This window comes from Dictyoglomus sp., from assembly GCF_049968615.1.
GTDB classification, from domain to species: Bacteria; Dictyoglomota; Dictyoglomia; order Dictyoglomales; family Dictyoglomaceae; genus Dictyoglomus; species Dictyoglomus turgidum.
In genome coordinates, this window is record NZ_JBMFQK010000012.1 from 1 (window position 1) to 17,849 (window position 17,849).

At 32.1% G+C, this 17,849-nt stretch carries 20 protein-coding genes, 1 tRNA gene and 1 other RNA gene; all 22 read right to left on the bottom strand.

The features are described from left to right. Positions 1–65: 65 nt before the first annotated feature. The 22 genes from ACP5QL_RS07985 to ACP5QL_RS08090 all read right to left on the bottom strand — a co-directional run bounded on the left by ACP5QL_RS07985 (position 66) and on the right by ACP5QL_RS08090 (position 17,848). Positions 66–767, bottom strand: coding sequence for a radical SAM protein (locus tag ACP5QL_RS07985; protein ID WP_242603770.1), 702 nt, complete (start codon positions 765–767; stop codon positions 66–68). Positions 768–973: 206 nt separating this feature from the next. Then, positions 974–1,576 carry a TatD family nuclease-associated radical SAM protein gene (locus ACP5QL_RS07990; RefSeq protein ID WP_012583586.1) on the bottom strand — a complete coding sequence of 201 codons (603 nt, stop codon included), beginning with the start codon at positions 1,574–1,576 and terminating at the stop codon, positions 974–976. Next, complete coding sequence (locus tag ACP5QL_RS07995) at positions 1,573–2,334, bottom strand: TatD family hydrolase (protein WP_012583587.1); 762 nt, start codon at positions 2,332–2,334, stop codon at positions 1,573–1,575. Before ACP5QL_RS07995 ends, ACP5QL_RS07990 begins: the two co-directional genes overlap by 4 nt. 21 nt (positions 2,335–2,355) lie before the next feature. Further along, positions 2,356–2,621: signal recognition particle sRNA large type (gene ffs, locus ACP5QL_RS08000), an RNA gene on the bottom strand. A gap of 9 nt (positions 2,622–2,630) precedes the next feature. Next, the gene (locus ACP5QL_RS08005) at positions 2,631–2,858 is read right to left on the bottom strand and encodes an ABC transporter permease (RefSeq protein WP_012583588.1); all 228 of its coding nucleotides are present in this window, start codon (positions 2,856–2,858) and stop codon (positions 2,631–2,633) included. 20 nt (positions 2,859–2,878) lie between these two features. Continuing rightward, a tRNA-Ser gene (locus ACP5QL_RS08010) sits at positions 2,879–2,970 on the bottom strand. A gap of 26 nt (positions 2,971–2,996) precedes the next feature. After that, positions 2,997–3,431: a nucleoside deaminase gene (locus tag ACP5QL_RS08015; protein ID WP_272995615.1), complete on the bottom strand. Its 435-nt coding sequence runs from the start codon at positions 3,429–3,431 to the stop codon at positions 2,997–2,999. Between the two features lie 11 nt (positions 3,432–3,442). Continuing rightward, positions 3,443–3,751, bottom strand: a complete 309-nt coding sequence (gene cutA / locus ACP5QL_RS08020; protein WP_012583590.1) for a divalent-cation tolerance protein CutA — start codon at positions 3,749–3,751, stop codon at positions 3,443–3,445. Positions 3,752–3,758: 7 nt separating this feature from the next. Beyond that, complete coding sequence (locus tag ACP5QL_RS08025) at positions 3,759–4,508, bottom strand: Cof-type HAD-IIB family hydrolase (protein ID WP_272995613.1); 750 nt, start codon at positions 4,506–4,508, stop codon at positions 3,759–3,761. Then, positions 4,501–5,142, bottom strand: coding sequence for a TIGR03936 family radical SAM-associated protein (locus ACP5QL_RS08030; protein ID WP_012583592.1), 642 nt, complete (start codon positions 5,140–5,142; stop codon positions 4,501–4,503). The genes ACP5QL_RS08025 and ACP5QL_RS08030 overlap by 8 nt, the downstream gene beginning before the upstream one ends. Further along, positions 5,132–6,925 carry a TIGR03960 family B12-binding radical SAM protein gene (locus tag ACP5QL_RS08035; protein ID WP_272995612.1) on the bottom strand — a complete coding sequence of 598 codons (1,794 nt, stop codon included), beginning with the start codon at positions 6,923–6,925 and terminating at the stop codon, positions 5,132–5,134. The genes ACP5QL_RS08030 and ACP5QL_RS08035 overlap by 11 nt, the downstream gene beginning before the upstream one ends. Then, complete coding sequence (rodA, locus tag ACP5QL_RS08040; protein WP_273334497.1) at positions 6,922–8,022, bottom strand: rod shape-determining protein RodA; 1,101 nt, start codon at positions 8,020–8,022, stop codon at positions 6,922–6,924. Before rodA ends, ACP5QL_RS08035 begins: the two co-directional genes overlap by 4 nt. A gap of 5 nt (positions 8,023–8,027) precedes the next feature. Next, positions 8,028–9,248 carry a DUF1015 domain-containing protein gene (locus ACP5QL_RS08045; protein WP_273334495.1) on the bottom strand — a complete coding sequence of 407 codons (1,221 nt, stop codon included), beginning with the start codon at positions 9,246–9,248 and terminating at the stop codon, positions 8,028–8,030. After that, positions 9,241–10,293 (bottom strand): ATP-binding protein, encoded by a 1,053-nt coding sequence (locus ACP5QL_RS08050; RefSeq protein ID WP_428126794.1) that lies wholly within the window; start codon positions 10,291–10,293, stop codon positions 9,241–9,243. Before ACP5QL_RS08050 ends, ACP5QL_RS08045 begins: the two co-directional genes overlap by 8 nt. Further along, entirely contained in the window at positions 10,274–10,972 is a 699-nt protein-coding gene (locus tag ACP5QL_RS08055) for a response regulator transcription factor (RefSeq protein WP_428126798.1), read from the bottom strand. The genes ACP5QL_RS08050 and ACP5QL_RS08055 overlap by 20 nt, the downstream gene beginning before the upstream one ends. Next, positions 10,969–11,676: a YggS family pyridoxal phosphate-dependent enzyme gene (locus ACP5QL_RS08060; protein ID WP_272995606.1), complete on the bottom strand. Its 708-nt coding sequence runs from the start codon at positions 11,674–11,676 to the stop codon at positions 10,969–10,971. Before ACP5QL_RS08060 ends, ACP5QL_RS08055 begins: the two co-directional genes overlap by 4 nt. Before the next feature lies 1 nt (position 11,677). Further along, complete coding sequence (locus tag ACP5QL_RS08065) at positions 11,678–12,586, bottom strand: hypothetical protein (protein ID WP_428126803.1); 909 nt, start codon at positions 12,584–12,586, stop codon at positions 11,678–11,680. Continuing rightward, entirely contained in the window at positions 12,583–13,296 is a 714-nt protein-coding gene (locus tag ACP5QL_RS08070) for a polyphenol oxidase family protein (protein WP_428126806.1), read from the bottom strand. The genes ACP5QL_RS08065 and ACP5QL_RS08070 overlap by 4 nt, the downstream gene beginning before the upstream one ends. Beyond that, positions 13,293–14,948 carry a radical SAM protein gene (locus tag ACP5QL_RS08075; RefSeq protein WP_428126810.1) on the bottom strand — a complete coding sequence of 552 codons (1,656 nt, stop codon included), beginning with the start codon at positions 14,946–14,948 and terminating at the stop codon, positions 13,293–13,295. The genes ACP5QL_RS08070 and ACP5QL_RS08075 overlap by 4 nt, the downstream gene beginning before the upstream one ends. Then, positions 14,911–16,020, bottom strand: coding sequence for a cell division protein FtsZ (gene ftsZ, locus ACP5QL_RS08080; RefSeq protein WP_012583602.1), 1,110 nt, complete (start codon positions 16,018–16,020; stop codon positions 14,911–14,913). Before ftsZ ends, ACP5QL_RS08075 begins: the two co-directional genes overlap by 38 nt. A 25-nt stretch (positions 16,021–16,045) precedes the next feature. Then, positions 16,046–17,263: a cell division protein FtsA gene (gene ftsA / locus ACP5QL_RS08085; RefSeq protein WP_012583603.1), complete on the bottom strand. Its 1,218-nt coding sequence runs from the start codon at positions 17,261–17,263 to the stop codon at positions 16,046–16,048. Continuing rightward, positions 17,264–17,848 carry a hypothetical protein gene (locus tag ACP5QL_RS08090; protein ID WP_273334488.1) on the bottom strand — a complete coding sequence of 195 codons (585 nt, stop codon included), beginning with the start codon at positions 17,846–17,848 and terminating at the stop codon, positions 17,264–17,266. Position 17,849 lies beyond the last annotated feature (1 nt).

The following is a 17,849-nucleotide window of genomic DNA, read 5'->3' on the forward strand; positions in this document are numbered from 1 at the left end:
CATCGGGCGCTTTAAATTCTACCACATCCCCCTCTAACTTTGCAAGAGGGTATTGGGATCTTTTTTTAATATAAATACAAATTTTTAAAACCCAGATTCTTAGCTATGCTAATAGCTTCTTGATATTCTTTATAATTTATAGTTCTGTTTATCTCAGGATATTTATAAGCCATATATAGAGGACGATATTGCTCCATTATGTTAATAAAAACTTCAGTAGATAATTCTTTTTTAATAAAAATCAACCATTCCCTTAACTCTGATATATGATTGGGCATTAAAAGATGTCTTATAATTAAACCCTTTAAGGCTATGTTTTCTTCGTTGAGAATTAAATTTCCAACTTGTCTATACATTTCCTTCAAAGCACTCTTAGTTACTTCAGGATAATCTTCTGCATTTGCAAATTTTTTAGCAGTCTCAGGATAATAAAACTTGATGTCTGGCATGTAAATATCAACTATTCCATCAAGTAATTTAAGCGTCTCTAAGCTCTCATAACCACTTGTATTGTACACAATAGGAATTTTCAAACCAAATTCAATAGCTTTTAATAAGGCTTCTATTATTTGAGAAATAAAATGGGTGGGAGTAACTAAATTGATATTATGACATCCAAGATTTTGGAGATATATCATTATGTAAGCAAGGTCTTCTGTTGACATTTCCTCTCCCACTCCTAAATGACTTATAGTGTAATTCTGACAAAAAACACATCCTAAATTACAAAAGGTAAAAAATATGGTTCCAGAACCATTTTTACCCACCAAGATCTTTTCCTCACCAAAATGAGGAAAATAACTAGATATAACCGGTTTATAAGGTGCTTTGCAATATCCAAGTTCCCCCCTCTCTCTGTTTACCATACACTTTCTAGGACAAAGAGTACAATTTTTTAGTATTTCCTTTAGAAAGTTTACTCTTTTTTTGAGTTCTCCAGATTTGTAAAGAGTAATATATGAAGGTAACATACTTACAATGATTTTACAAATTCTCTTACTTTAAACTTCACTCCCAAATCTTTAGCTATTTTTTCGCACCTTTCAATGTCAACCGTAGGTAAGTTAACTACCGAAGCTGCTACATCTTTTATGTATATCTTTGAAAGCTTAATGAATTCAATTACTGCATTGTAAGCATCACTGAAAACAGGTCGGGATATTTTATCATACTTCTCTTTATCTTCTGCATTTAGACTTATGGAGATAGCATCTATGTAAGGGGCAATTTCAGGTAGAATATTTCTCTGATTAAAAACATTACCATGTCCATTCGTATCTATTCTTATAGGGAGATGAGGGAACATATCTTTTATAAACCTTGACACACTTTTTACAACCTCTACCCTAATAAGAGGTTCTCCAAACCCACAAAACACAACTTCTTTATAAGTCCTCAAATCTATCTTATTGAGGGATCCTATTATCTCTTTTGAAGACGGTTCTCTATCAAGTACTAACCTTTTGTTTCCAACCTGATCTGTAAAATTTTTGATACAAAATACGCATCGATTAGTACATCTATTTGTTATGTTTAGGTATAAGCTACTCCCTAAACAGTAGACAATTTCACTCATATTTCTTTCCCAAATAAATTTTTTAAATTTTCTCTAAACTTAATAGATAAATCTTCCAAGCTTACATTTTTCAATTCAGAAATTTTTTCAGCAATTTCAGGTAAATAAGCTGGTTCATTCATTTTTCCTCTACAAGACTGAGGCGGTAAATATGGAGCATCAGTCTCTATAACAATGTATTCAAGGGGAATTTTTTTCAAAACCTCTCTCAAATTTTTAGCGTTAGGATAGGTTATAGGACCAGAAAAACTAAATAAGAAATTCCATTCAGAAACGAGCTTAAAAGTTTCATAACTTCCACTATAGCTGTGCATTATTCCCCCTACTTCCCATACCTTCTCAGCTTTCATTATGTCAATAAGATCTTTCCAAGCATCTCTACAGTGAATTACAATTGGTCTATTAACTTCTTTAGCAAATTGAATAAACCTCGAAAAAACTTCTTTTTGTTTTTCCTTTGGAGAATGAAGCCTATAGTAATCAAGTCCTATTTCTCCTATAGCAAGAGTTTTTTCGGTCACCAAACTTTTCCAATCTAATTCATCTACATATGGGCTTGATGATTCGTGAGGATGAACACCGATAATCGAATAAATTCCTTCAAAAATACTTAAGTGATTAGCTCTCAAACTAGACTCCCAATCATATCCTACTACAAAGAATGAAACAACTCCATTTTTCTTTGCTCTCTCTACGTATTCTCTCCATTGGGGATAAATACGCTCATCATTTAAATGTACGTGCGTATCTGTCCACATATCTTCAATCGGAGCCCAGGGCTATGCCTCCACCGTCGATATGGCCCTACGGGTAGAAAGAGATAGGTAAGCTCCAGTCAGGTACACTGCGGCACCTAAGAGCCACCTCTTACCGTTGCTTCCTTTCGGACCTGGCGGGGTTCGAGGCACCCTTAGTGCACAGTTCCTAACCTTCATAGCTTCCTTTTCTCCTCCTATTCCCACAAGACCATACCTCGGGTGGCCTTTCGGTCCTGCTATAGCGGATTGCAGGTACAGGGCACCGCTAGCTCCCCACCTAAGCATAGCCCTGGGATTCATTCTTGAATTCTTAAAAGTATAAATAAAGAACTCAAAAGAACCCAAATAAAAGACGTAATAAAGAAAAACAATATTACTTTGCCAATAAAAGCTCCTATACTTTTTTCATTTTTAAAAATTTTCGAAAAATCTACTTCTTTGATCACTGCATATGCAGCTAAAAAGCCTACAATAAAACTTATAACCACACTTGAAGTACTCAACAATTCCCTAATACTACTCATAACTCACCTTTATAAAAATATGGCGGAGAGGGTGGGATTCGAACCCACGAGACCGCTTTCGCGGTCTACTCGCTCTCCAGGCGAGCGCCTTCGTCCACTCAGCCACCTCTCCATTCCCTATTATTTTATCATAAAAATTCATGAACGTGAACTCCGCATATCTTTAAAAAACTCCTTTAGCAAAGACTCGCATACATCCTTTTTAATTCCAGAAATTATCTCTATGTCTTTCCATTTTTTATAATCCCTAATATTTACAAATTGTGTAAAGCCCTCTTCTCTGTTTTCAGTTCCATAAACTAACCTACTTATACGTGAATTCAGAATAGCACCAAAACACATTATACAAGGTTCCAAAGTCACATATAAAGTACAATTGCAAAGTCTCCAACCTTTTAGTTTTTTAGCTGCTTTCTCTATAGCAATCATTTCTGCATGTGAAATCGGATTCTTTTTGCTCTCTTTTAAATTATACCCTCTTCCTACTATCTGTCCGTTATAAACTATAACTGCTCCCACAGGAACTTCTCCTTTCCTTAGCGCTTTTTTTGCTTCTTTAATTGCTTCGTGCATAAAATATTCATCTATTGAAGAGAACTTTTTATCCATTCTAAATATTCAGGTAAACCATAGTTTATTGGAATCCCTATTATTTCAGGCAACTTGTAAGGATGTAATTCTCTTATCCTTTTAACAAGTTCTGAGAACTTACTCTTTTCAGTCTTTATCAACATGATTACTTCCATTTCAACTTTTTTTTCTCCCTGCCAAATATAAATTGATTTTGCTTCAGGAATTATGTTTACACAAGCACAAAGTTTTTCGTCCAAAAGTACATTTGCTATCTTTTCTGCATTCTCTAAACTATTAATGGTAACTACAGTAAGTATCATTGACCAATTACCTCCTTTCAAAATTAAGCACCTGTTGTATTATATAGTGAACAGACTCAGAAGGAGAAGCATCAATAACATAGTCTGCAATCTTCTTTAATCTTTCAGAAGCATTTTTCAAAGTTATGCCTAAACCTGAAAGCTTGAGCATCTCTTCATCATTATCGTAATCCCCAAGAGCTATAACTTCCTCTAATTTTATATCCAAATTTTTAAGCAGTTTTTTCAGTGCCTTTCCTTTTGAAGCCCCTTTAGGTAGAATTTCTAAGTATTTATAAGAGGAAAAAACTACATTTAAATAAATTTTTTCTAATCTATTTTTCAATTCTTTAAGAAGTTCTTTCTCTCCCTCTATAAAAATCTTGATTATTCCATTTTTATTGTCTTTCAGAAATTCTAAAGCCTCACTATCTTCATATAGTTTATCATCGTGGTAAATTCCTAATTTAACAAAACTTAAATAATAGTGTATAACCTTTAAAGCTCCAATCACCTCTTCCTTCGAAAGGTGCTGCAAATATAAAAAAGATTTTCTTAATGGATCATAAATTCCAGCCCCATTGTAAAGTATAACAGGAAGAGTTAAACTCAAAGGTTCCACAATTTTGGAGATAGATGACCATCTTCTTCCTGTTGCAATAGTTATTTCAATATTATTTTCTCTTAATATTTTTATAGCCTTAAGATTCTTAGTAGAAATAACTTCTGACCCATCTATTATACTTCCATCAAGATCTGTTATAAAAAGCTTATACATTTAATATCACTTCTCTTATTTGTTTTATTAATACGGGCTTTATATAAAAAAGCTCAAGAAATTCCTCCCCTCGAAGTATGGTGTTTTCTAATTTAATAGTTTTTAATTTAATCAAAAATATATTATCTCTTAAATTCTGATACGAAATTTCTTTAATATAGTCAAAGGGTTTTATTTCTTTAATACTATTTCCTCTCCTTGCTAATATTTTTCTATGCTCTAAAGAATCTAAATTTTTAAACTCAAGAAGAAAAGGATCCTTTAAATGAGTAAAAATATATAATTCGTAGTCAATGCCATAAGTATCCTCTATAAGAGATGATTTTTTAATTTTGTAGGCTTCATAAAATCTTATATCATTAGGAATTTGATCATTGAGCTTTTTTATCAGTTCTTTTTCCTCCATATCTTCTTGCAGAGTTAAATCAATGTATTCTCTTCTGCTTTCTACTCCTACAGGACAAGGAAAACCTAAAGATATAAGAGGTCTTGGATTATATCCTTCGGAATATTTTACAGGGATATTCGCTCTTCTTAGAGCACGTCCCAAAAAATTAAGAAAATCATTAGCTCCTACATACTTTAAAAGATTCAACTTAAAAAAAGCTAATCGATAGACTACTCTATTCTCCATGTTTTACTCCACAAAAGTCACACAAGACTTTCCACTCACATGCTCCACTTTCTAAGCCTTTATGTGCTTTTTCCCTTTCTTTTATTAAGTAATTTTTAGAGACAACAAAAATGTGATCCCATGGAAGCTTCTCATTTATGTCTATTTCTCTTGTATAAGTTGTAGGATCAATATTATTTTCACTAAAGGCTTCTTTCCAAAGAGTTAAATTTAAATACTCTTTCCATCCTTCCAACCTGCTACCTTTACTCCATGAATCAAAAATTACTTTAGCTAATCTTCTATCCCCTCGAGAAAACACTGCTTCAAGAAAACTCATATTGTAGTCATGGATATCTATGACAATATTTTTCTTTTTATTTAAATGCTTAAAAAGAACTTGTTTTCTTGCTTCTATTATACCTTTATCTTCAAATCTTTCCCATTGAAAAGGTGTATGAGGTTTAGGTATAAACACAGAAAAACTAAGATGTAGTTTTACCTTTTTATTTAACTTGAGTATCTTATAAACTAAATCTATAGTTTGGTAAATATCATCATTAGTTTCGGTGGGAAGACCAAGCATAAAGTACAGTTTTATATTATTCCAACCTTTTTGAAAAGCAATTTCAAGAGTTTTTAAAAAGTCTTCTTCTCTTAACCCTTTATTAATTACTTTCCTTAATCTTTCACTTCCAGATTCTATAGCAAAAGTAAGTCCTGATTTTCTTACTTTTGAAATTTTCTCAGCAAGAGATAAGGAAAAATTATCAGCCCTTAAAGAGGGTAAAGAAAAACTTACTAATTCTTTAGAAAATTCTTCAGTAAGCAAATTAACAAGCCTTTCTATCTCTGGATAATCACTACTACTTAAAGAGAGAAGACTTATTTCCTCATAACCAGTATTTTTAATTATTTCCCGTACATAATTTATAATCTTTTCCACACTCCTATACCTCTTAGGTCTGTATATATAACCTGCAAAACAAAATCGACAATTTCGTTGACATCCCCTCATAATTTCTACAAAACCCCTATCGTGAACTACCTGTTGAAGAGGAACAAGAGGTTTCGTTGGAAAAAATGTATTATCAAGATCATAAACAATCCTTCTTTTAATTACTTTTGGAGTCCAATCATATTTGGGGGTCAAATTAAAAAATTTACCATTTTTATATTCTACTTCATATAGAGATGGTATATATACCCCTTCAACTTTAGAAAGAGCCTTAAAAAGTTCTTCTTTAGACCTCTTTGTTTCTTCTTTCCACTTAATATAAATATCCACTATTTCATCGAGGGCTTCCTCAGCTTCCCCAATAAAAATAATGTCAAAGAAATCTGCTATAGGTTCAGGATTTAAAACTGTAGGGCCTCCTGCCACTATTAGAGGGTGACTCTCAGCTCTTTCTTTAGAAAAAACAGGAACATTAGCTAAATCAAGTATGGTAATAATTCCTGAGTATGTTAGTTCATAGGCAAGACTGAAAGCTATCCAATCAAATTCATTAATAGGTCTTTTTGTCTCTAAAGTAAATAAAGGTATTCTCTCATCTCTAAGTTTTCTTTCAAGATCAATTCCAGGAACAAATACCCTCTCACAAAGAACGTCCTCTCTTCTATTTAAAAGATAATATATTATTTGGAAACCCAAATGAGACATGCCGATTTCATACAAATCTGGAAAAGCAAGAGCAACTTTCAGTTTAATATCGCTCCAAGTTTTTATCACAATATTATGCTCGTTTCCTATGTACCTTGAAGGTTTTTCTACATCTGAAAGTAACCTGTCTACATCTATCATATTAGTTGCCTTTCTCCTCTTACATAAATGTTTACTATTAGGCCTAACATAGCATAGTTAGTGATAAGTGAAGTTCTTGCAAAACTTATAAAAGGCAAAGGGATACCCACTACAGGTGATATTCCTGAAACCATACACAAGTTTATAAAAGTTTGGAAAAACCAGCAAAAAAGTATGCCTCCTACTATATATTTGCCAAACTTATCTTTTAAACTCCCCCAAATCTCCCAAGTATATCTGAAAAGTAAATAGTAGAGGAAAACCACAAAAAGGCTTCCTATAAAACCAAATTCTTCTCCTATAGCTGAGAAGATAAAATCAGTGTGTTGTTCTGGTATTAAGTTCAAGTGAGTTTGGGTTCCTTGAAACCATCCTTTACCCCAAATACCCCCAGAACCAATAGCAATTAGCGATTGTATTACTTGATATCCACTTCCAAGAGGATCTTTCATTGGGTCTAAAAAAGTAATTATTCTTTGCTGCTGATAGGGTTTTAATATTAACCAAAAAAAAGGAAGTAATAATAAACCAAGTAGAATCAATCTCAAGAAATATTTAACAGAAATTTCTGATAAGAATATCATAAAAATCCCTGTCGCAAAAATGACAATTGCAGTACCTAAATCAGGTTGGATCATTACAACAATAAAAGGAATAATAACTAATACGAGAGTAAGAATAAATTCTCTCAAACCAAGAGTTTTCTTCTCATAATCTAAGTTAGTTAAAAATCCAGAAAGGGATATTACAAGTAGAAGTTTAGAAAGTTCGGATGGTTGAAAAGAAAAACCAAATATAGAGAACCACCTTTGTGCCCCTAAGCTTTCTTTTCCAAAAAAGATCACCATAACCAAAAGAAACAGATTGATTACATATACGTACTTCCACACCCTTTCCCATAATCGATAATAGGTAGTGGCAAAGAATGCAAAAAAAACTAAGCCTATTAAAAAAGCTATTACTTGTCTCTGTAGAAAAACATATGGGGAAAGTTCTTTTGCTATAAGACGAGTAGCAGTAGTATCATATATAAAGAGAAATCCTATAAAAGTCAACAAAACTACAACTAATATTAGTTTTATTTCTCTTCTTTTCATTTAGATCAACCATTCATTTTCCACAAAATTAATCCAGAAACAGGTTTTGGATAAAAATAAGTAGACTTTTGAGGAAGACGTTCTCTATTAATAGCAAGAGTATATACCATTTCAATAGGTATGGAAGGTAATACAAAGGCCGATCTATAGGTACCGCTATATAGTAAACTCTTAACCTCTTTTACATCATGAGAAAATCTTACTAATCCTCTCTCCTGTAATTCATTTTCCGTTTTTCCAAGAGTTCCTTCCCATATACCTTTATGTAAAAGAGTAGTAGGTAAAACCCACCAAAGTTCTGAATGCTCTTTATTTTCTTTCATGTAGTTAATCTTAGGTACTAATCTAAAAATCTTATTATTTACCACATAATATATATAGGGATTATTGGGTCTAAAAAGCAAATCCAAATTTTCAATCTTATTATCCTCTAAATATAGATCAAAATATCTTCTAAGATCATTAATTTCAATTTCTATATCTTTTAAAATCCTATGAGTTGGAAGAAGCTTAATTCCAGGATCATATAAGTCAGTCATCAAAATCATGATATATTTAGCATTAGGATCTTTAACTTCACTATAATAAAGCCATGAAGCCTCATATCTATGATGACCATCAGCAATTAGAATTTTTTTATCTACGAAAAAGTTCATAATTAGGTTAACATGCTCCGCCTTTTCTATTTTCCATATAAGATGATTCCTATTATCCCAACTGTGAGCTTTAATCATAGGTTCTTCTTTCTCAATTTCTATCCAAATACTTCGCAACATACTACTTTTGTCCTCATATATACCCCAAATTGGTTCTAAATTAGCTCTTAAATTTCTTAAAAGTTCAAGCCTATCAAGTTTAGGGCCAGAAAAAGTATGTTCATGGGGCAGTATATTCTCACCCAGAGGTTCCAATTCCAACAAAACAATTATACTGTAATTATACTCATCTCTATCTCCCCACTGAAATTCCTGTTTGTATAAATAAAAACCAGGACTCTCGCTAACTAATATATGAGAATCAATCCATTTTAAAAAAAGATTTTTTATCTCCCTATAGTCAATGGGAGATGAATCTCCCAAAGTTAAATGAGTTATGTTATATCGATGTTTCTTCAAATATTTCTCCCTATCTTCCTTAGGAATAACATCATAAGGGGGAGAGATTAGATCATTGATAGGAAGTTCTGAATTGAACCTAAATGCTGTGAAGGGATAGACATTAACCATTTTCTATTCCTTCCTTTCTTTTAGGGATTATAATCTCAAACTTTGTTCCTTTATTAACTTTGCTTTCTACTCTAATAGTCCACCCATGCCTTTCAATTAATTTTTTTACTATAGAAAGTCCCAAGCCTGTACTAAATCCATCTTCATTAGTCCTTGACTTACTAACTCTATAAAACCTGTCAAAAATTCTATTTAAGTCTTTTTCAGGTATTCCAATACCAGTATCTCTAATCCAGAGAATTACATTGTCCTCATTTTCATTGACCCCTATTTCTATTAACCCCCCTTGAGGAGTATATTTTACTGCATTCTCAACAATGTTAAAAACTATAGTATCAAGGTGTTGAGGATCAGCATTTATAACGAGCTTCTCAGGAATTTTCAAATTTACTTCTAAATTTTTCTTAGAAATATGTGGAGTTAATCTATCTATAACCTCCATTACTATTTCCGTAAGATTTACCTCTTTAAGCTGTAAGTCTATCACTCCTGCTTCAAGTCTAGACAGATTTAATAAATTACTCACAAGTTTTGACATCCTTTCCACTTCTTTTCTCAAATGTGGAAAAAACTCATTGTATATTTCATCTAGAGTAATCTTTTTTTCAGAAAACAAATCAATTAATATTTGGATCGACGTTAAAGGAGTCCTTAACTCATGAGAGGCATTTCCAAGAAACTCTTTAAAATTCTCTTCCATTCTATGAAGAGGGGTATAATCATTAATAATCAATAAAACCTCTTGATTTCCACTTAGATAAAAAGCCTCAACCTCAAGATATTTCTTTTCCTTTCCCCAAAAATTTAAACTGGTTTTATTATATGTTTTACTTTCAAGAGTTTTTTTGTAAAGATCATCAATTTCATAGTCAGGTATTAACTCTATAAGTTTTCTATTATTCTTACTATTATTTTGAATATCAAATAGCTCTTTTATCTTATTGTTGGCAAAAACTACAACACCATCCTTATCCACAATAAGGATACCAAGTTGAACATTCTCAGTAAGTACTTTCCATCTTTCTTCAACCTTGCTTATTTTCATTCCCCTCCTGGAATTTGTATCCTAAGTTCCTAACAGTAATAATATATTTAGGATGACTTGGATCATCTTCTACCTTTTCTCTCAACCATCTTATATATACATCTACTGCTCTGGGTTCACCCCAAAAGTTCTCACCCCATATGTGTTTTATTATCATATCTCTAGTCCACACTCTCCCTGGAGAAGAAAGAAGAAGCTTCAAAATCTCAAACTCTCTATAGGACAAATTAACTTCTTTTCCTTTTACTTTTACTGTCCTTTTCACAAGGTCCATCTCAAAGGGAGGGGCCACAATTTTTTGACTTTTTGATAAATCTGATTGATACCTTCTAAGTACTGCTTCTATCCTTGCCAAAAGTTCTTTTGCACCAAAAGGTTTAGTAATATAGTCATCAGCTCCCATCTTTAATCCTAATACTTTATCCACTTCTTCGTCTTTCGCGGTTAGCATAATGATAGGAACATTACTTATTTTTCTTATCTCCTTACATACCTCCCAGCCATCCTTTTCAGGCAACATAATATCTAAAAGCACAAGATCTGGATTGAATAGTTTAAATTTGTTTAAAGCCTCTACCCCATCATATGCAACTTCTACCTCGTATCCCTCTTTGTTAAGTAAGAGAGTCAAAGAATTTACAATCCCTTTATCATCTTCTACTAAAAGAATCTTTTTCATCTTCTCACCTCAAAATCTTTTTGAAATATTATTCTACCTAATCTCAAAAGATTAGATCCTTCTTCTATAGCTATTTCAAAATCCTCAGACATACCCATAGAGAGATAAGGGAGATCTAACTTTGTTAATTCTATAAGTTTTTTCCATATATTATATAGTTTTCTAAAGACCTCTCTAATTGCATCTTTGTCTTGTGTAAGCGGTCCTATAGTCATAAGTCCCTTTATGTTTAAATTTTTAAGCGCAAAGATTTTCTCATATGTTCTCCAAAACTCTTCTTCCTTAAAACCATGTTTGGTAGGTTCTTTGGAAAGATTTAATTGTAAAAGAATGTCTACTTTTTTTCCTTCCTTTCCTGCATGTTTGTTAATTTCTTCTGCAAGATCAAGAGAGTCTACAGAGTGTATCAGAAAAAACATTTTTACCGCTTTTTTCACTTTATTTCTTTGAAGATGTCCCACCATATGCCACTCGCAGGGAAGATCTGAAAGTAAAGAGATCTTTTTCTCTGCCTCTTGAACTCTATTCTCTCCTATTTTATTTATACCTATCTTAACTGCCTCTCTTATATATTCAGGAGGATATCCTTTAGCAACAGCAACTACTGAAATCTCAGAAGGATCTCTTCCACACTCTTCAGCTTTCTTTATTATCCTCTCTTGAACTCTTTTCCAGTTTTCTGCTATGAAGGAAAGATCATTCATACTAAAGAACCTTTAACACCCTTCCTTTAATTATTCTCTCTTTTAATATTATATTGTCAATCTCAATTGGTAAAGTATTTATTTTGTAAAAATTTTTTAAAACTTCTACTTCTAAAATCTTTACCTTGATTATAATCCTATCATTACAATTAATTATTAGATATTTATTTCTTTCAAAAGGGGCTTTAGAGAAAAGGACTAAATACTTAGGAGGAAAATCTCTAATAACTCCAATTATTTCACCTTTTTTTACCTTCCGGTTTAAATAATACGAATATCTTGCTTTTTTTAAATCCTCCCAAGCCAGAGTCTTCCACTTTAAGTCATTTTTAACAAGGTTATCTATATGAAAAATTGCATAGCCAGATTTTTCTGAGATAATTAAATTTTCATATTTCTTCTTAAGTTTTTGAAGTTCCTCATAAATTGTGTCTAGCTTGATGATGTACTCCTTCCTCAAAAAGGATAACCTTTTTATGTTTTCTACAATCTCATTGTACCTACTAAAATCTCCTAAAAAAGCCTCAATCCTTAGTTCATCTATAGAAAGATTTATTTTTTCTCCTATTTCATCTAAGGTTTTTAATGTGTCTTTATATTTATCTCCTAAAATGTCTTCCTCAGGAGAAGTTCTTTTATTTGTATCTTCAATATATCCAACTACCTGTCCTACTCTTACTTTTTCCATTTCTCTAACATTAGTCCTAAGAATCCCATCTAAGGGAGCTCTAAGAACTTGCTCATCAAAAACAAATATACCTATAATCTCATAGTTCTCTTTCCATCTCGTGATAAGAAAAATAACTAAAGCAAAAGTTACCAATGTTATTAATAAAATCAAAAATCTTTTAGGTCTAAATAGTCTTTTATTTTTTTGAATTTTGTAAAAATCTTCTCTATATAAGGTCATTTTAAAAAGATGTATCCTAAATTTCTATTTGAGTTTCTATCTCTACGAAAAGAGTAAAAATTTTTGTCACAAAAAGTGCATATATGAGAAATTTCTATATTTGAATCTGGAATATTCTCTTTTTTGAATTGATAGTTTACCAGCTCTACGAGGTCATAGAAAGTTTTGTGATTTCTTGTTATTATGAACTTTTTATATTCCTTAGGAAGTTGACTTATAAAGTCTTCTTTTACTTCAAAACAACAAGAATGAATACTTGGACCTACACTTATTAAAATCTCTTTAGAATCTATACTATAACTTTCTTTTATATGCTTAATAACCTTCAAAGGAAAGTCTCTTATGGTGCCTCTCCAGCCTGAATGTACTAACCCCACAAGTTTAATTTTGGGAACATATATATAAATGGGCATACAGTCAGCAAAAAACATGATTAATGGTCTTTTTCTTTCCAAACTAAGAAGGGCATCGGTTTTATACGCAATCTTAGGAAAAATTTTGTTTACCTCTTTTTTGACTAAGTATATTTTATCACCATGTACCTGATCTGCGAAAATCCAATTCCCAGAAGGCACTTTAATTAGAAAAAAGAACCTGAGATAATTATACAGGTAACGAAAACCAAATTTAAAGGGAAAAGAAAAAGGATAAGAAACAAACCCATGAGAAATTTCAGAAAACTCACTCAAAAGCTTAGATCTCCAGATCATGTGCATACTCCACAAGCATTACAATTTTTTCTACATGCCATAGTTAGCTTTCCTTCATATGCTTTTTCCCTTTCCCTCCATAAATAGTCCTTTCTCACCCCTGTATCTACCACATCCCATGGCAAAACATCATTTTTGTCTTTTTTATTAAGATAGTTCAAAAAAAGATCCTCATTATTCCTCATAAACTTTTTAAGAATTGAAACAGAAATCTCCTTGTTCTCATATATCTCTTTCCAAAGCTTATTTAAATTCCGGTCTCCTCTACTAAAAACTCCTTGCCAAAAACTCCAAAAATAATCTTCCATCTCTATTCTTACCCTTTTAATTTCCCTCAACTTCTCGGATAAAACTTTCTGCGTAGAAACAATATACTCTTCATTTTCCATTTTCTCCCATTGAAAAGGTGTGTGAGGCTTAGGTATAAAAGTAGAGAAACTAACACTTATTTCTACTTTGGGATTTAATTTTCTTATCTCTCTTACTAAGGAATAAATACCTTCTATATCTTCACTTTTTTCTGTAGGAAGTCCAAGCATAAAATATAATTTCAAGGTTTTGATCTTGTAATTTTTCAATTTATTCACAAAATTTAATATATCTTCATTGGAAAAGCCCTTATTCAAGACTATTCTCAATCTGTCTGTTCCTGTCTCAGGAGCTATGGTCACAGTTTTTTGTCCTGATTTCTCAATTAAACTAAGCAAATCTTCATTAATATCTTCAAGCCTTAAGGAAGAAAAAGAAAGGAGTACTTCCCCATTACAGAACATATTTTCAATTTCTCTCAAGTTTAAGTTAGGATCAATAGCAGGGACAATTAATCCAATTTTAGGCGAAAAATCATAAAACTCTTTTAACTTTTTATTTATCACTTCTATAGTAGAGGATCGATAGGGTCTATAAAAATAACCAGCAAGACAAAATCTGCATTGATATTTACACCCTCTAACCAATTCGCACAAGGCCATATTTGAAAATACGGCATTTTCAGATATTATAGGAGAGACCATGGGATCATTTTCAAAGTTTAAATATATTCTTCGTTTGATAGGTAATTTCTGTTCCACAGAAGGAATATAAATACCTTCGACATTCTTCAGGATTTCAAAAAATTCTTTTTTGTTTAGTTTTTTTTCTTTTTTAAAAATTAAATATTCTGAAAATTCCTTTACCAGCTCTTCTCCTTCTCCTATAAATAGGATGTCTAAAATATCTGCAAGAGGTTCAGGATTAGCACTTAAAGCTATACCTCCACCTACAATTAATGGATAAGAGTCATCCCTTTCGTAAGAGAAAAGAGGAATATTTTCTCTGCTTAGGATGTAGACAATATTAAGGAAGTCTAATTCAAAACTTACAGAAAAAGCTAAAGCGTCAAATTCAGATAAAGATTTAAAACTTTCTATAGAATAAAGTCTAAAGTCAGTTCTTTTCCTCCAATCATTAGGTATATAAGCTCTTTCACAAAGAATCCCCTGACACTTGTTAAAGATTTCATAAATACCTACATATCCTAAGTTGTTAATGCTAACAGAGTAAGCATTTGGATATATTAGTAGTATACTTACATCTCCACCCCTTTTTGTTAACTTAAATCCTTTTTCTTTTTCTCTAAGATTGATTATCTCCTTTTTTATGTTCCAGTTCAATTAATCTTTTTCTCCTTAGAATTGCTGGTATGTCTAAGTCCTCTTCAGAAATACTAGTATAATCTTTTCTTTTAGTACTATCTTCCTGACTCACTACCTCTTCTTGATGATCAAAACCAGTAGCAATTAAGGTGACTTTTATTGTATCCTTCATATTCTCATCTATAACTGCACCAAATTTTATGTTTGCCTCAGGATCTACTTTTGGGGTTATTACTTCTGCTATTTCTTCTACTTCATGAATAGAGAGATCTAAGCCTCCAGTTACATTAAATATAACACCTTTAGCTCCATTTATAGAAAAATCTAAAAGAGGACTATGAAGAGCATTTTGTGCCGCCTCCTTAGCCCTATTTTCTCCCTTTCCAATACCTATACCCATATAGGCAGTACCCGCTCTTGACATTATAGATTGAATATCTGCAAAATCTAAATTAATAAGTCCTGGAACAGTAATAAGCTCAGTAATACCTTGTACCGCTTGTTTCAGAACCTCATCTGCTTTCTTAAAAGACTCTAATATTGGAGTATTTTTATCACCAATCTTTAATAACTTATCATTAGGAATAATAAGTAAAGTATCAACCTTATTTCTTAGCTTTTCAATACCTTCCATAGCATTTACTCTTCTTTTTCTTCCTTCAAAACTAAAAGGTAAAGTGACTACTGCGATTACAAGTTTAGCTATTTCTTTGGCTATCTCAGCAATAACTGGAGAGGCACCTGTACCTGTACCCCCTCCCATTCCAGCAGTAATGAAAATCATGTCAGCATCTTGAAGAATATCTTTAATTATATCTCTACTCTCAATGGCAGCCTTCTCTCCAATCTTAGGGTCGCCACCTGCTCCAAGTCCTTGGGTAACTTGCTCTCCAATCTGAACCTTATGAGGAGCCTTATTTAAGGCAAGAACCTGAACATCAGTATTTATCGCAATAAACTCAACTCCTTGAATTCCAGCCTCAATCATCCTATTAACAGCATTTCCTCCTCCCCCACCAACACCAATAACTTTAATTTTTGCTCTCATCTCATCAAATTTATCTAAATTGTCTGACAACAGTGAGAACAATATAATACACCACCTTCCCCTATATTTACTCCTTAAAAGGACTAAATATATTTTTAAATATTTCCTTTAAATAGTCAAGGAAATTTTTACTACTTTCATCTGTAGAAACTGTCCTTGTAATCCTTTCCAAAGCGCCTACAGCTGAAGAATAAAAAACAGCATCTTTTTCTTCAAAAATATTATAAACCCGAAGACTACGACTAACCCTCACAGGTACTTTCAAATACTCCTGAGCAAACTCTTCTAATCCATCCAAAAGTGCAGTACCACCCGTAATTACTATGCCCCCTGGAATCAATTCTATTGGAGAATTTAACTCCTCTAATTTCTTCAAGACAAAATCTAAAATTTCCTCTACTCTTGGCTGAATAATTTCTCTAACCTGAGAGGTGTTAATTTTTATTCTTTTCTGTTGTAAAGACATCACTTCTAAGGATTCTTCTTTTTCTTCCTTAAGTGTACCTATGATCTTTTTTGCCCTTTCTGCCTCCTCGGTAGGTATTTTTAAAGTTATTGCAATATCTTTTGTAATTCTTTCCCCTCCCAACTTCAATATTCCAATAGCATACAGATATCCTTCCTTAAAAACAGCAAGATTTGTTAGATCTCCTCCAATATCTACTAAAACTACCCCCAAATTTTTTTCTTCTGGTGTTAATACAGCTTCCGAAGCTGCAATTTCTTGGGGAATAAAACCCTCTATATTTATTTCTGCTTTTTGAAAAGCATTTATAATATTTCTTAGCTGAACCTTATCATGGGTTACCAATAACAAGTCTGACTCAAGCCGTGTCCCTATCATTCCTATAGGATTCATAATACCATTTTGTCCGTCAAGCCTAAAACCTCGTACTACATGATATATGACTTCTCTATCTTCTGGAATTGACGTAGCTTTTGCAGCTTCAATTGCTCTTCTAACATCAGACTCTGTTACCTCTTGCTCCCGGCTTTTAACAATAATCATACCCCTACTTGGTATAGCTGTGATTTTTTCCCCACTTATAGTAGCTATCATTTTAGGAATACTTCTTATTCCTGCCATTCTTACTGCCCTTTGTACTGCCTCTTTTATACAAGCGCTTGCCTCCTGAATGTCATTAATAACCCCATAGCTGATACCCTTTGATGGTATCATAGAAAATCCAATTAATTCTAATTCCTCATTTTTTTCACTTAAATTGGCAATTACTACTGCAACTTTTGTAGATCCAAGATCAATAGCCCCTATAAAATCTGACATCTAAGTTCCTCCAATGAAAGGAATACGAAATCTAAAATCTAAGGTTTTTCCTTTCAAATTAAAATTCTTTACAATATCCATGATATATCTCTTTTTTTCCTGATAATCTTCAAGACTAATTTTTAAAATACAGTCTTCTCCGTATATTTCAAAATATTTATCATAAAACTTAATTCTATGGATTCTAAAAAATCCAAAATTTCTGAGTATGTCCTGTATAAGTCCTATATCATTTGTTCCTTCTATTTTTATTGTACCATCAAAAGGTGCATATTTTTTCATTATTGCAAATTTCTGATTGTAGTAGTAGTTTTTTTTATTAAATTCAACATAGAGTAAAGTTTTTGCTTCATCATACTTCACATATATTCCCCATGGTATATAGCTTATCTTAGTAATAATGAGATTATATTTTTGCTCTATCTTAGGAACTAATAAGCTTACAAATAAAATATTCCTAAACTTTAAATCCTTTCTTATTACATTTAAAAGCTCATCAACTTTTGGATCTATTCTTATATAGAGGATCCAAGTAGAGGATATGACTATTAAAAGTATAAAAAAAACAAGTAAAAATTTTTTCATG

What these genes read in the sequence shown, in the direction of transcription:
- ACP5QL_RS08045 (WP_273334495.1), bottom strand. Translation starts at nt 9,248, where the DNA reads ATGGTTAATGTCTATCCCTTCACAGCATTTAGGTTCAATTCAGAACTT.
- ACP5QL_RS08065 (WP_428126803.1), bottom strand. Translation starts at nt 12,586, where the DNA reads ATGACCTTATATAGAGAAGATTTTTACAAAATTCAAAAAAATAAAAGA.
- ACP5QL_RS07995 (WP_012583587.1), bottom strand. Translation starts at nt 2,334, where the DNA reads ATGTGGACAGATACGCACGTACATTTAAATGATGAGCGTATTTATCCC.
- ACP5QL_RS08090 (WP_273334488.1), bottom strand. Translation starts at nt 17,848, where the DNA reads ATGAAAAAATTTTTACTTGTTTTTTTTATACTTTTAATAGTCATATCC.
- ACP5QL_RS08060 (WP_272995606.1), bottom strand. Translation starts at nt 11,676, where the DNA reads ATGAATGATCTTTCCTTCATAGCAGAAAACTGGAAAAGAGTTCAAGAG.
- cutA (WP_012583590.1), bottom strand. Translation starts at nt 3,751, where the DNA reads ATGATACTTACTGTAGTTACCATTAATAGTTTAGAGAATGCAGAAAAG.
- ACP5QL_RS08035 (WP_272995612.1), bottom strand. Translation starts at nt 6,925, where the DNA reads ATGATAGATGTAGACAGGTTACTTTCAGATGTAGAAAAACCTTCAAGG.
- ACP5QL_RS08005 (WP_012583588.1), bottom strand. Translation starts at nt 2,858, where the DNA reads ATGAGTAGTATTAGGGAATTGTTGAGTACTTCAAGTGTGGTTATAAGT.
- ftsA (WP_012583603.1), bottom strand. Translation starts at nt 17,263, where the DNA reads ATGTCAGATTTTATAGGGGCTATTGATCTTGGATCTACAAAAGTTGCA.
- rodA (WP_273334497.1), bottom strand. Translation starts at nt 8,022, where the DNA reads ATGAAAAGAAGAGAAATAAAACTAATATTAGTTGTAGTTTTGTTGACT.
- ACP5QL_RS07990 (WP_012583586.1), bottom strand. Translation starts at nt 1,576, where the DNA reads ATGAGTGAAATTGTCTACTGTTTAGGGAGTAGCTTATACCTAAACATA.
- ACP5QL_RS08070 (WP_428126806.1), bottom strand. Translation starts at nt 13,296, where the DNA reads ATGATCTGGAGATCTAAGCTTTTGAGTGAGTTTTCTGAAATTTCTCAT.
- ACP5QL_RS08025 (WP_272995613.1), bottom strand. Translation starts at nt 4,508, where the DNA reads ATGTATAAGCTTTTTATAACAGATCTTGATGGAAGTATAATAGATGGG.
- ACP5QL_RS08030 (WP_012583592.1), bottom strand. Translation starts at nt 5,142, where the DNA reads ATGGAGAATAGAGTAGTCTATCGATTAGCTTTTTTTAAGTTGAATCTT.
- ACP5QL_RS08015 (WP_272995615.1), bottom strand. Translation starts at nt 3,431, where the DNA reads ATGCACGAAGCAATTAAAGAAGCAAAAAAAGCGCTAAGGAAAGGAGAA.
- ACP5QL_RS08055 (WP_428126798.1), bottom strand. Translation starts at nt 10,972, where the DNA reads ATGAAAAAGATTCTTTTAGTAGAAGATGATAAAGGGATTGTAAATTCT.
- ACP5QL_RS08050 (WP_428126794.1), bottom strand. Translation starts at nt 10,293, where the DNA reads ATGAAAATAAGCAAGGTTGAAGAAAGATGGAAAGTACTTACTGAGAAT.